Annotated in this window: 11 protein-coding genes; 5 read left to right on the top strand and 6 right to left on the bottom strand. The window is 38.6% G+C overall.

Annotated features, from left to right (window positions below; genetic code table 11):
• Positions 1-5 precede the first annotated feature (5 nt).
• The 4 genes from P767_RS0104890 to P767_RS0104875 are packed head-to-tail and all read left to right on the top strand — an operon-like array spanning position 6 to position 4,936.
• The gene (locus tag P767_RS0104890; protein WP_245586833.1) at positions 6-2,555 is read left to right on the top strand and encodes a DUF5686 family protein; all 2,550 of its coding nucleotides are present in this window, start codon (positions 6-8) and stop codon (positions 2,553-2,555) included.
• Between the two features lie 41 nt (positions 2,556-2,596).
• The gene (locus tag P767_RS0104885) at positions 2,597-3,328 is read left to right on the top strand and encodes a CDP-alcohol phosphatidyltransferase family protein (protein WP_026763628.1); all 732 of its coding nucleotides are present in this window, start codon (positions 2,597-2,599) and stop codon (positions 3,326-3,328) included.
• Positions 3,329-3,379: 51 nt separating this feature from the next.
• Positions 3,380-4,003 (top strand): DUF4833 domain-containing protein, encoded by a 624-nt coding sequence (locus P767_RS0104880; RefSeq protein WP_084799816.1) that lies wholly within the window; start codon positions 3,380-3,382, stop codon positions 4,001-4,003.
• 9 nt (positions 4,004-4,012) lie between these two features.
• Positions 4,013-4,936 carry a phosphatase PAP2 family protein gene (locus P767_RS0104875; protein WP_026763626.1) on the top strand — a complete coding sequence of 308 codons (924 nt, stop codon included), beginning with the start codon at positions 4,013-4,015 and terminating at the stop codon, positions 4,934-4,936.
• A gap of 17 nt (positions 4,937-4,953) precedes the next feature.
• Here the strand turns inward: P767_RS0104875 and P767_RS15920 are convergent, their stop codons facing one another.
• The 5 genes from P767_RS15920 to pfkA all read right to left on the bottom strand — a co-directional run bounded on the left by P767_RS15920 (position 4,954) and on the right by pfkA (position 11,820).
• The gene (locus tag P767_RS15920) at positions 4,954-5,574 is read right to left on the bottom strand and encodes a phosphatase PAP2-related protein (protein WP_037351632.1); all 621 of its coding nucleotides are present in this window, start codon (positions 5,572-5,574) and stop codon (positions 4,954-4,956) included.
• A gap of 15 nt (positions 5,575-5,589) precedes the next feature.
• On the bottom strand, positions 5,590-7,506 hold the full coding sequence (gene nagB / locus P767_RS0104865; RefSeq protein ID WP_026763625.1) for a glucosamine-6-phosphate deaminase: 1,917 nt from the start codon (positions 7,504-7,506) through the stop codon (positions 5,590-5,592).
• Positions 7,507-7,542: 36 nt separating this feature from the next.
• On the bottom strand, positions 7,543-9,222 hold the full coding sequence (locus tag P767_RS15915) for a beta-N-acetylhexosaminidase (protein ID WP_037351631.1): 1,680 nt from the start codon (positions 9,220-9,222) through the stop codon (positions 7,543-7,545).
• A gap of 95 nt (positions 9,223-9,317) precedes the next feature.
• A complete protein-coding gene (pyk, locus tag P767_RS0104855) occupies positions 9,318-10,808 on the bottom strand; it encodes a pyruvate kinase (RefSeq protein ID WP_084799815.1) in 1,491 nt (496 codons plus the stop codon).
• 28 nt (positions 10,809-10,836) lie between these two features.
• On the bottom strand, positions 10,837-11,820 hold the full coding sequence (gene pfkA, locus P767_RS0104850; RefSeq protein WP_026763623.1) for a 6-phosphofructokinase: 984 nt from the start codon (positions 11,818-11,820) through the stop codon (positions 10,837-10,839).
• A 139-nt stretch (positions 11,821-11,959) separates the two neighbouring features.
• On the opposite strand from pfkA, the gene P767_RS0104845 reads away from it, so the two are divergent.
• Entirely contained in the window at positions 11,960-12,847 is an 888-nt protein-coding gene (locus P767_RS0104845; protein WP_026763622.1) for an SDR family oxidoreductase, read from the top strand.
• A 38-nt stretch (positions 12,848-12,885) separates the two neighbouring features.
• On the opposite strand, the gene ctlX is transcribed toward P767_RS0104845, so the two are convergent.
• On the bottom strand, positions 12,886-13,797 hold the full coding sequence (gene ctlX, locus P767_RS0104840) for a citrulline utilization hydrolase CtlX (RefSeq protein ID WP_026763621.1): 912 nt from the start codon (positions 13,795-13,797) through the stop codon (positions 12,886-12,888).
• Positions 13,798-13,799: the final 2 nt, after the last annotated feature.

Raw genomic sequence — 13,799 nt, 5'->3', positions numbered from 1 at the left:
TGTCTATGAAAGACAAACTGGGTTTTAGAATCATCATCATTATGATGAGTTTTTTCTTTGTTCAACAAATAAGGGCGCAGGAAACTGTTGTAAAAGGAATAGTGATAGACTCCATCACCAAGAAGCCTCTACAGGGGGTGAGTGTGTATTTTTTGAAAGGGCGAGGTGTGTTAACAGATAGCCTTGGCAGATACATGATTATTACCAATACTACTATCAATAAAGTGGTAGTAAGTTCAGTAGGGTTTCGTCAGGTTCAGTTTACGGTGAATCGTTTTAAAATACAGGAACTAAATATTGAATTAGGACCAGACCCCACTTTATTGACCAATGTAACCGTAACCACTAATAAGAGGGCAAAATATCGGAACAAAGACAATCCAGCAGTTGAATTGATTAGAAAAGTGATTGAGAACAGGGAAAACAATAAAGTAGCTAGTTATGATTATGTGGAGTATGAACAGTATGAAAAAATTCAGGCAGCATTGAGCAGTGCCAATGATAAGGTTACCAATTCCCGCATGCTGAAAAAGTATAATTTTCTCTTTGAAAACAGGGATAGTTCTAAACTAAGTGGTAAATCCTTGATCCCCATTTATATGGAGGAACGCCTCTCTAAACAATACCTCCGTAAAGATCCTTCGGCCTCCAAGTCAATAATCTTAGGCGAGAAAAAAGTAAATTTCGGTAGTTATATCGACAATGATGGATTGAGCTCCTTACTGAATCGGTTGTATGAGAATATTGATATTTACGAAAATAATATTCCCATTTTCACTTACCAGTTTCTGAGTCCTATTGCTAATGCGGCTCCTACATTCTATATGTACTATATCAGAGATACCGTCGTTGATGACTATGGTACAAAGTTGGTGAAATTGTATTTTACTCCCCGTAATACCAATGATTTGTTATTTAGGGGAAATATGTTTATTACATTGGATGGTAACTATGCTGTTCAGAAAATCAATATGTTCATCAGTAGAAATGCCAATATCAACTGGATTAAGGAATTACATGCTGATTTAGATTTTGAAAGAGGGGAGGATAAAAAGTACCATGTGGTCAAAAGTAATCTGATGGCTGATATGGGCTTGAGTAAAAGTAGTACCAGTGGTGGATTTTTTGGTGAGCGAACCGTGTCTTACAAAGGTTTCACTACCAATAAGCCATTGGCTGATTCCATTTTTCAGGGACCTGCAATCGTAAGAAATGATGCGGTAATCAGCAAGATGCCAGACAGTTTCTGGCAGTCGCGTAGACACAATCCTTTGTCTATACCTGAGTCAAAAGTATATAGCAATATTGATAGTCTGGAGAAAATGCCTTCATTCAGAAGGGCCATGGCACTTTTTACTTTATTGTTTGCAGGGTATGGAAATCTTGGTCCAGTTGAAATTGGACCTGTTAACACTTTCTATAGCTTTAACCCGGTTGAGGGATTTAGGTTGCGTGTGGGTGGAAGAACAACGCCGGTTTTAAGTAAGCGTTTGTATTTTGAAACCTATGGTGCCTACGGGTTTAATGATAAGCAATGGAAGGGATTCCTGAGTGCAACTTACTCCTTAAACAACAAGTCTATTTATACATTCCCGCTGAACTATATAAGAATCAGTGCAAAGAGCGATACAAAAATTCCAGGACAGGATTTAGAGTTTGTACAGGAAGACAACTTCTTGCTTTCCTTTAAAAGAGGAAACAATGAAAGATGGTTGTATAATAATATCTATCAGGCGGAATATGTAAAAGAATTTAAGAACAGATTATCATTTAGTGTTGGATTTAAAAACTGGCACCAGCAACCAGCTGGTATTTTAACGTATACCAAGGCGAATAATGATAATATTCAAAATGTAATTACCACTGAAATCAATGGTCAGATTCGTTATGCACCCAATGAAAAATTCTATCAGGGTAAAATATACCGTATCCCCATTTTTACAAAGTATCCCATTTTTACTTTAAGTGCAGCCGCTGGTGTTAAAGGTTTGTTGGGTGGGCAGTACAATTATCAGAAACTGGATTTGCGTATTGAAAAGCGAAATTACATGGGACGATTAGGGTATGCTGATGCAACGTTGGAAGGGGGATATACTTTTGGTCAGGTTCCATTCCCATTGCTGACTGTTCACAGAGCCAATCAGACTTTTGCCTACCAGCTGAACTCTTATAATATGATGAACTTCTTGGAATTTGTGAGTGACCGTTATGCTTCCTTTACCTGGGTACATCACTTCATGGGTATTGTATTTAACAGAATTCCCTTGTTGAAAAAATTGAAATTCAGAGAAGTAGCTTCATTTAAAATATTATATGGTGGAGTGAGGAATGAGAATAATCCATCATTGAATCCCAATTTATTTAAGTACCCAACCATTAATGGCGCTACCACAACTTTTGCACTGGATCCTGCCAAACCTTATATGGAAGCCAGTATTGGGGTTGAGAATATTTTCAATGTTCTTCGAGTAGATTTTGTAAAACGATTGAGTTACTTGGATAATCCTGGTATTTCACCTTATGGTATAAGAACCAGATTTAGAGTTGACTTTTAATTTAAACAAGGATATATAAAAATTGAATTCAATTTTTTAAAATGAACCATTCAAAGCCAAGATTCAGAGATAAAGCACAACAAGCCATTTATGTTGTGATTAACCCCTTTGTTAAATTTTTAATTAAACTGGGGCTTACACCCAATGCGGTTACTTTTATCGGATTGCTGTTGAACATACTGGTCACCGCCATATTTATTGAGGGAGCTGAGAAGGGTCATAGAGGAGAATTGAGTTATATTGGCTGGGCCGGAGCATTGGTGTTATTTGCAGGCGTATTCGACATGTTGGATGGACAAGTTGCCAGATTGGGTAAAATGTCATCTTCCTTTGGCGCTTTGTTCGATTCTGTTTTGGATAGGTACAGTGAGCTGGTATTATTTCTGGGTATTTGTTACTACCTGATTTCACATAATTATTTCTATAGTTCACTTTTTGCCTTTATTGCCATGATTGGTTCCCTTATGGTAAGTTATACCCGCGCTAGAGCTGAAGGGCTGGGTGTAGAATGTAAGGAAGGGCTGATGCAAAGACCTGAAAGAGTTATCACTATTGGTGTTACTGCAATTGCCTGTGGTATTACGGCCTATTTTATTGGCGGGGAGTTTAAAATGTATTTGCCGGGTACCAGTGTTCAGGTATTCGAGACCATTTCCGTCTTCACATTCCCCTTAACTATTATGGCAGTACTTACGAATTACACAGCCTTTAAAAGGTTGCTGGATGCAAAAAATGCATTGGATATGAAGGACAAGCAAAATGCAGAAGGATAATTATATAATGCAGCAGGGTGGATTGGTAGATGGCTTTTATAAGAATTTGTAATGTTAAAAAAAGAAAAATTGTCAGGCGTGAATTTAGTGAGAAAGCAAGTTTGGGGTTTTATGATACTCGTGGGGTTAATTAGTAGTGTAAATTTTGTAATTGCCTCAACTGGAGTGGCTGAAAATAAGTTGAATTTTGAAACGGACCCACAGGATACATTTCCGGTTCCTGCAGGTATTAAGAATCAGTTGTTTTATTTACAGAGAACCACCAATACCAACACGGTTATTTATTCTCTGAATGTAAATGACAAGGGAGAGTTGGATGAAAGTACACCTGTAAAAGTCTTTTGGATCCGTTATCCAGAGGGAGGTATGCGCAAAGAGTTGAATTTTATACAGAAGGCATTTGCTTATGGAACTATTTCTAAAAAGAACAAGGACGGTAGCTTTACCATTCAACTGGTTGCTTATAAGAAGAAGGAATTTACCTTAAAAAAATCTCCTTCAGATAATACCTACAAAATGTATACCCTTATCAATAACAAAGAATCCGAAATAAAACGAGTTTACATTCAGATTGATCCTGGTGGTACACTATTTAATCCGAATGTAAGATATATTGAAATGAAGGGAAAGGAAGCGGCTACCAATAAACCCATCATGGAAAGATTTAAACCATAATTGATTTGTATGCCATTAAAATCGAAGAAGATAAAAGCAACCTTATTGGTTTTATTTTTTTCTCTTGCTTATCTGCTATTGTCTTATTTTCTGATAGGGTTTAAGACAGATCAACTTGTGCTGGTTGGTTTGTTCAATATCATGTATTATTTATCAGCAGTAACCCGAAAGTTTATTCTTGGGTTTACCGTATTCATTGTTTTCTGGATCATATTTGATTATATGAAAGCATTCCCGAATTATGAGTACAATACAGTAAGTATCCGTGAATTATACAATCTGGAGAAAAGTATATTCGGATTCAATTATAAAGGATCCGTAGTTACCCCCAATGAATTCTGGCTGATGAATCATAATGCCACTTTAGATGTACTTACAGGTATATTCTATTTAAGCTGGATTCCGGTACCTCTTGCTTTTGCCGCCGTGTTGTTTTTTACCCGCAAGCGCGAGTTTTTTTATTTCTCTCTTACTTTTTTATTGGTTAATCTTCTTGGATTTTGTGTTTACTATATTTATCCGGCTGCTCCGCCATGGTATGTACAACAATTTGGATTTGATTTTATTGCCAATACAAAGGGAAACACAGCAGGACTCTATAGGTTCGACGAGTTTTTTGGTATAGAAGTATTTAAGGGCCTTTATGAAAAGAGCTCGAATGTATTTGCAGCTATGCCCTCTCTGCACTCTTCTTATCCACTCATCGTCTTGTATTATGCTATCCGGAATAAACTCGGTCGGGTTACCTGGGTATTTGGCACAATCATGTTAGGTATCTGGTTTGCCGCAGTTTACAGTAGTCATCATTATGTACTGGATGTTCTTGCAGGTATTGTATGTGCCATCACTGGCATCTGGCTTTTCCAACGGTTTATTCATTCAAAAAGCTGGGTACACCGTTCTGTTGAAAAAGCAATAGACGCTCTTAAGTAAAAGCGCCAGGGGATCAGTTAAATAAATGGCTTGCAGATTCTTTTAGCAATCGGAACAAGAAAGAAAGGAAAAATAAATGCAGCAATTACATCAATGGTGTAATGAACATGCTGAATCAGGACCAGGATTCCAACTGCTATAGCTCCTGAAAAGACAATGACTTTGTGAAGTTTTTTTTGCATGCACAAGGCAAAGGTTACAAGGGTAGCCGTATGTCCGGAAAAAAACAAATCCTTTGTGATGAATCTTGCTCCATAGATGGTATTGGTAATAGGGTCAATTAACTCAATCAGATCAGCTGGGGGTTCAAGAGGCACCAGATAAATGCTCAGAATTCTGGATAAGGAAAGCACATTGAAGGCCCAAAGCATTTGCAGCAGGCGAACAGGTGATTTTAGGTTGATATACAGACTCCAGAGACTTAATGACCAAATGATAATAAAGGTTGGGATAGAAACATTCACACTATCTATATAATCTAGTAACAGGTCATTGATTACAATGCCCTTTCTGGCTTCGATAAATGCAAAATAGTAGGGTAGGAATGCCACTAATAATACCAACACCAGAATTCCCAGGGCAAGTTTATTTCTAAACTTCTTGTTCCTTAGAAATTCTTCCCAGGTTTTTTTCATCATGCCGCAAAAGTAGGGCTAGTAATGCCAACGAACAAATGCTTCCATTGCAGCGTATTTGGTCATTCCCAATGCTGCATATAAATTAGCTGTATTGGCATTTCTGTCCTCGGCGCGTTGCCAGAATTCCCTGTTATCAGAACCCTGGAAAGGCACCATATCTTTTTGTGATTGATGAATAAAAATGCCAAAACGCTTTTTCTTAACCTGGTCAGGGCTCATTGGAATGGCCATTTCAATTTCTGCAATATCCCATTCCTGCCATGCGCCTTTGTACAACCACACCCAGCAATCTTTTACCCAATCATCACCGGCAGCTTTAATTCTTCTTAGTGCTTCAAAAACGGCTTCCAGACAAACACGATGGGTGCCATGCGGATCAGCTAAATCTCCTGCACAATAAACCTGATGAGGTTTAATCTTTCTCAAGAGTTCCATAGTAATCAAAATGTCTTCTTCACCCAGCGGCTTTTTTTCTATAGTACCGGTTTCATAAAAAGGCATATTCATAAAATGCCATCTGCCCTCAGGTAGTCCTACATACCTGCAGGTGGCTTTTGCTTCTCCTCTTCTGATTAATCCCTTGATGGCCCTGATTTCTCTGGTATCCATCTGGTCTTTTTTCTTGGAAGCAATAAAGCGTTCTGCTGAGCTTAGCTGTTCAATACTCTTGCTGTTGTCTACTCCGAACATTTCTTCAAATCCTACTGCGAAATCAATGAATCGGGTAACAAATTCATCTGTTACCGCAATATTTCCGCTGGTCTGATACGCCACATGTACTTCATGACCCTGATCGTGTAAACGCATGAATGTACCTCCCATACTAATGATGTCGTCATCAGGGTGAGGAGAGAAAATCAGGCATTTTTTTGGATGGGGTTCCGATCTTTCCGGATGCGCAGGAATTACTGCATTGGGTTTGCCGCCTGGCCATCCGGTAATAGTATCTCTCAGCATGTAAAAAACCTGCAGGTTAATTTCGTAAGCATCATCCTGTTCTACCAGTAAATCAGAGAGACCATTTTCTGTATAGTCGTGTAAAGTAAGGCTAAGCACTGATTTATTTAATTTCAGTGCCAGGTTTACCACTGCTCTTTTAATCATTTGTTTCGTCCATACACAATCACCCGTTAACCAGGGAGATTTAATCCTGGTAAGTTCGGTAGAAGCGGTTTGGTCAATGATGAAAGTGCAATCGTTGTGTTGCTGTAATATACTTGCCGGAATACTTTCTGTTACATTTCCTTCAACCGATTTGGCAACAATGCTGGCTTTGTTGCCCCAGGCAAGTAAAATGATTTTTTTGGCTTTTAAAATAGTACTGATCCCCATTGTTACCGCCAATCTGGGTACTTTGGTAATGGTACCAAATTCATAGGAATTCGCCAGGCGGGTGCTGTTTTCTAAATTCACCAATCTGGTTTTAGACAAAATACTCGAACCGGGTTCGTTGAAACCAATATGTCCGTTTTGTCCTATCCCCAATACCTGTAAATCAATTCCTCCGGCTGCTTCAATGGCTTGCTCATAAGAAGCGCAATATTTTTTCATTTCTTCCTTGGGAGCATTGCCGTTGGGTAAATGAATGTTCTTCGGGTCAATATCTATATGATTGAAAAGATTGCGATGCATAAAGCTCCAGTAACTCTGGTAAGCATCTTTATCAATGGGATAATATTCATCCAGGTTAAACGTAATTACATTTTTAAAACTCAATCCTTCTTCCCGATGCATCCGAACCAGCTCGGCATACATTTTAATGGGAGTAGAGCCGGTAGCCATTCCTAATACCACTTTTTCGCCATTGGCTGCTTTATCCCGGATAAGTTGAGCAATTACCTGAGCTGCGTAAATTGAGCCATCTGCTGGCGTTGGATATATTTTGACTTCTATTTTTTCGAAAGAGTCTACCATTGTTAAAAGATTTTGCATGGCTAATTTACATTAAAGCTTCCCAAAAAAGCAGGTTTATGAGATATTTTGCGGTTTTTTAAGGTTTTTTGTGGTTTCTGTGCTGTTATTGGCGGGGTCGTAAAATGCTTTTGAATAATTCATGCCCATCCAATCATAGCGTTTGAACTGATGTAATAACCTTTTTTCAAAATTGTTCCAATCTTTTTTCTCTTTGGGAGTCCATAAAACTTCGCTTAAGGCGCTCATTCTGGGGAAAATCTGATACTCCACTTTTGAAGTATTGGTCATGTATTCTGTCCAAACGTTGGCCTGGGCGCCCAATACATATTTTGCTTCTACTGCAGTTAAGGCTTTTGGAATTGGGTCGTAACTGTATACTTTCTGAACAGTTGTATATCCTCCGATTGTAACAGAGTCCTCATTTTTGGTTTGTTTGTGATCAAAGTACATCCAGCCGCCGGGTGTCATAATAACGTTGTGTTTTTGTTTAGCAGCTTCAATACCACCTTGCTCACCTCTCCAGCTCATTACGGTTGCATTAGGCGCAAGACCACCTTCCAGAATCTCATCCCAGCCAATAATTTGTTTTCCCTTACTGTTTAAATATTTTTCTACTCGCTGAATAAAGTAGCTCTGCAATTCATGCTCGTCTTTCAGTCCTTTTTCATTAATCAACTGCTGGCAGAAAGCAGATTTTTTCCATGCCTCCTTCGGGCACTCATCGCCTCCGATATGGATGTATTTGGATGGGAATAGCTGAATCACTTCGTCAAATACATTTTCAAGGAATTTAAATGTGGTTTCTGTGGGCGCAAATACATCTTCAAAAACGCCCCAGGTTTGCTGTACCTGTTTACCTGTTCTTGGTCCGTTCCAAGCCACTTTTGCCGGTACTTTAGTGCTTGAGTCAGGAAAACAACTCAACTCCGGATAGGCTGCAATAGCGGCAGATGAGTGACCAGGCAATTCTATTTCAGGAATAACTTCTACATATCTGTCAGCAGCATATTTTACTATTTCTTTAATTTGTTCCTGAGTATAATAGCCACCGTAACGGGTATTTGTATTGCCTGTGCCAGGATATCTTCCTATGGTAGTGCCGTTTCTGTAGGCGCCAATTTCAGTAAGCTTCGGATATTTTTTAATTTCAATTCTCCAGCCCTGATCTTCTGTTAAATGCCAATGAAAAGTATTCATTTTATGCATGGCAATGAAGTCAATGTATTTTTTTATAAAATCTACCGGGAAGAAATGTCGGGCTACATCTAAGTGCATACCTCTGTATGCAAATCTGGGTTGATCCTTAACCAATAATTGTGGGATGCTCAAACTGGCCGACTTGCTGAATGGAAACAATTGAATCAGGGATTGAACACCGTAAAACACGCCAGCCTCATTGTCCCCTTCAATAACTACTCCGTTCTTATTTACTTCCATCTGATAGGCACCGGGAATGCTGTAATCCATGCGTGCATAGGATAAAACAATATTACCCTTGTGTTCAGCTGTAGCTGAAACTGGTAAAACAAATCCATACATTTTCTTTACATAAGCCTGTAAAAAAGATGCAGATTTGTTAAGTCCGCCCCCTTTTGTTACAATGACTGTTTTGTTAGTCACCAGAAAATTGCCCTGACCCATTGTAAGTTCTGCAGGTTGCGGAATTATCGGGCTTTGCTGAGCAAAAGAGATAAAACTAAATAGACAAGAAATGGCAAGAAATAGGTATTTCATAAGCTTGATTAATCGTTAAGTGATAAAAATAAAAAAGATTCCCCTGAATGGGGAATCTTTTCTTCTTAATTATCTTGGAAATTATAAATACGGGTTTATACTACTCGTGTTAATTTAATTAAATTGGTAGGTAAATGCTGATCAACCGGTGTGCTACCTGTATTAATTACCGCGTCTCCGGATTTTACAAAACCTCTTTGTTTTAAAATATCAATCTGGTCTGCTACTATATCATCCACACTTTCTTCTTCTGAATAATAAAATGCCCTAACACCCCAGCTCAGACTCAGCTGATTAACCAGCGATCTTTCTTTAGTGAAAATGAATAGGGGAGAAGAAGGTCTGTAACTACTTAGCATAAACGCAGTATAGCCACTTTGTGTCATTCCAATCAAAGCATTGGCAGATACATCTTCTGCCATTTTTGCGGCATTGTAACATACGGCATCGCTGTAGAAAGAAGGTGAATGAGGCTGTGGCTTAAGGTCTTCTGAACGATTGTATCTGTATTCGTTTTTTTCTACTTCTGCAATAATCTTACGCATGGTTTCCACCACCAATGCAGGGTGTTTGCCTGCAGCAGTTTCTCCACTCAACATTACCGCATCTGCTCCTTCCAATACAGCATTCGCCACATCAGTGATTTCACTTCTGTTGGGCTTAACACGATCAATCATACTCTCCATCATCTGAGTTGCCACAATAACTGGCTTAGCCCGGTGAATGCATTTGCGAATTAGTTCTTTCTGTATCAATGGTATCTGTTCTACCGGCAACTCAACACCTAAATCTCCACGAGCTACCATGATGGCATCACTTTCAATAATAATATCACGAATATTTACCAGGGCTTCCGGCTTTTCAATTTTTGCAATAATCTTGGTTTTGCTTTTCTTTTCGTCGAGCTTGCTTCTTAAAATTACAATGTCTTTTACGCTTCTTACAAAACTTAAAGCCACCCAGTCTAACTGTTGTTCAATAATGAATTCAAGGTCAGCCAGATCTTTTTCAGTTAATGCTGGTAAAGAAATCTTTGTGTCTGGAAGGTTAAGCCCTTTTTTAGATGAAAGAATGCCACCTAATGTTACCACCACTTTAACATCTCCATTTTTTTCAATGCCTGAAACTTTCACTTCAATTTTTCCATCATCAATCATGATGGTATTTCCTAATACTACATCACCGGCAAGGTTAGGATAGGATACATAAATTTTTTCTTTTGTACCAATACATTTTTCATTGGTGAAAGTTAAAATATCACCTATCTGTAAATCCAAAGCATTGTTTTCAATTTCACCAACTCTTAATTTAGGTCCTTGCAAATCGGCAAGAATGGCAATATTATAAGGTTGTGTTTTATTGATATTTCTGATATGTTCAATTATAGCCAGTTTGTCTTCGTGGCTTCCATGTGAAAAATTCAATCTGAAAACGTTCACTCCTGCTTTCACCAGATCTAACAGCTGGTCGTATGAATCACAAGCGGGTCCAACAGTTGCAACAATCTTTGTTTTATGCATCACGTGTTTTACACCTGCTGCCTTGTCCATGTTCTTGTGTAGATACTTCTCTAAATTCTTTGACATTGTTTTAGTTTATTTTTTAGGGGGGATTTTAGCTGGCTAGTATTTTTACTATGTTCAACCAATCTTCTGAAATTTTTTGCTTTGCTTTAATGGCATGATCCAAAGGTGTATAGTGAAGCTGGTTATTTAATATGCCCACCATTACATTGTTGGTGCCATTGAGTAAGCACTCAACAGCGGCAAAACCCATCCGGCTGGCAATTAATCTGTCCAGGCAGGTAGGAGAGCCTCCTCTTTGAATATGACCTAAAATACATACTCTGGTATCGGCCTGTGGTAGTCTTTTCTTAATAATGGTGGAAATTTCATTGGCGCCGTATTTATCACCTTCGGCAACAACAATAATATTCACCAGTTTTTTTCTTTTTTCCTGTTCGGATAAAGAAGTAATTAAAGCTTCAATATCGGTTTCGGTTTCCGGTATTAAAATATTTTCTGCACCTGTAGAAATGCCACTGTGTAAAGCAATATATCCTGCGTCTCTACCCATCACTTCAACAATGAACAGTCGGTCGTGTGCATCGGCAGTATCTCTGATTTTATCAATGGCGCCTACTGCAGTATTAACGGCCGTATCAAATCCAATGGTAAAATCACTTCCGGCAATATCCTTATCGATGGTGCCGGGTAAACCAATACAGGGTATATCAAATTCATTGCTGAATTTCTGTGCCCCCTTAAAACTACCATCGCCGCCAATAATTACCAATCCGTCGATTCCTCTTTTCTTCAGGTTTTCATAGGCAATTTTTCTGCCTGCATGTTCCATGAATTCCATAGAGCGGGCAGTCTTTAATACGGTTCCGCCTCTCTGGATAATATTGGCAACTGACCTGGAGTTCATCGGGAAAATATCATCATCTATCATGCCACTATATCCCCGCATAATGCCAAAAACTTCCAACCCATGGTATAATCCGGTTCTTACAACTGCTCTTATGGCTGCATTCATGCCGGGAGCGTCTCCTCCTGATGTTAAAACTCCAATCTTGCTGACTTTTTTAGTGCCCATGTTGTACAATCTCAGTGATAAATAGGTCTGTTTTCAAAATGTAATTTGATGTGTATTCTTTACACGGAGTTTCAAAAATACAACTTTGAAGTCACATAGCCTTGTAGTGTTGATAATGGTTTTTTCGTAGCATTGTGGCATGAATATAATGGTAACAGGTGCCAATGGTTTTACTGGTCAACATTTGTGTGTATTCCTTGCTAATCAAGGGTTTTCGGTGCATGCAGTGTCCCGTGGACCATCCCGTTTAGCATCTCATTCAGGTATTATTTATCACGAGTGCGAACTAACGAATGTTAGTTCGGTGTTAAAGGTTGTGGATACCATACAACCCAGGTGGATTATTCATGTAGCAGCCATGAGTAAACCCGATGAATGCGATATCAACAGAGAGGAATGCCTTAAACAAAATGTAGATGCAACCATTCATTTAGGATCAGCGGCTCAAAAAGTAAATGCCAGATTCATTTATTTTTCTACAGATTTTATCTTTGGAGAAAACGGACCTCATAAGGAAGAGGATAGGCCCAATCCGCTTAATTTTTATGGAGAGTCTAAGTGGAAGGCAGAACAATGGGTAAGGAAACAAATTACTGATGCTGTAATTGTAAGGCCCGTATTTATGTATGGCCCTCAACACCAAAATGGAAGGGCCAGTTTTATACAATGGGTAGAACAGCAGTTACGTCAGTGTAAGTCAATTAAAGTTGTTAATGATCAGTATCGTACACCTACTTATATCATAGACATTTGCATTGGTGTACAAACCATAATCACGGAAAATCAATCCGGCATTTTTCATCTTGCTGGTCCTGAAATAATCACTCCATATAATATGGCCATTGAGGTTGCAAAAGTTTTGTCACTTGATCATTCGCTTATTATCCCTGTAGACAGCAGTACTTTTCCAGAACCTGTTGTAAGGGCAAAACGTTCTGGATTGCAGATTGAAAAAGCAAGGAATATTTTAAACTATAAACCCCGCTCTTTTTCAGAGGGGGTTCATTTGTCTTTCCTGGTACAATAATAAATTAGGCAGAGGTAATTTAGTCTCAGCAATCACTATTATTTCAACGGCAGAAATACTTCTGCCATCATACATCTGGCACTTCCGCCTCCATTGGTTTCAATGGTTTTGATATCGCTGTGTATGATTGGGTTGAACTTTTCAATTTCTTTAATCTGATCATTGTTCAGTGCGTGATAGGCCTGACTCGACATAACCAGAAATTTCTGCCCACTGGTGTTGTGCACCTGAAGCATATTGCCCGAAAACCGGTTCATCTGATCAAAACTAATTTCAATGATTATTTTGTGGGTATCATGTATTTTTTTAATTACCATTTCTTTCTCATTCATGTCTGCTATAGATTCCAGACATATGATAACATAGTCATCCGCCACACACATCATTACATTGGTATGATAGATTGGGTTACCCGCTACATCTACAGAAGTAAATGCCACAGGTTGGTAATTCATTTTATTGCAAAATGCTTCCAATACAGTTATATGTGTTCTGGGAGATAAACAAGCATAAGCTATTTTATTCTCCCTGTCAAGCACCATGCTACCTGTTCCCTCCAGAAAAAGGTTACTGGTTTCATTGTTGGTAAAATCATGGGTTTGATCTATCCTGAATTTTTCAGCAATGGCAGTCAATACAGTTGGCTTCCTTTCCATTCTTCTGTTCTGCGCAAACATAGGATAGAGGCAGATACTTCCATCCTCATGAAATGAAATCCAGTTGTTGGGGAAAACAGAGTCAGGCGTATAGGGTACAGGAGTATCTTCAACCACTGTAACATCTATATCGTTTGCTTTAAGTGTTTCAATAAAATATTCAAATTCCTGCCTGGCTTTTTCCTGTATACCCGATTCTGAAGAAAGGGTCTGAAAACTATTGTTTACGGCTGTTTCTGCATTAAAGCTGAAATTCACCGGTTTTATCATTAATAAATGACTGGTATGTTGCATAA

This window comes from Sediminibacterium salmoneum NBRC 103935 (assembly GCF_000511175.1).
GTDB classification, from domain to species: domain Bacteria; phylum Bacteroidota; class Bacteroidia; order Chitinophagales; family Chitinophagaceae; genus Sediminibacterium; species Sediminibacterium salmoneum.
The sequence above is the reverse complement of the archived record's forward strand: the minus strand, read 5'-3'. Positions and strand labels throughout refer to the sequence as shown.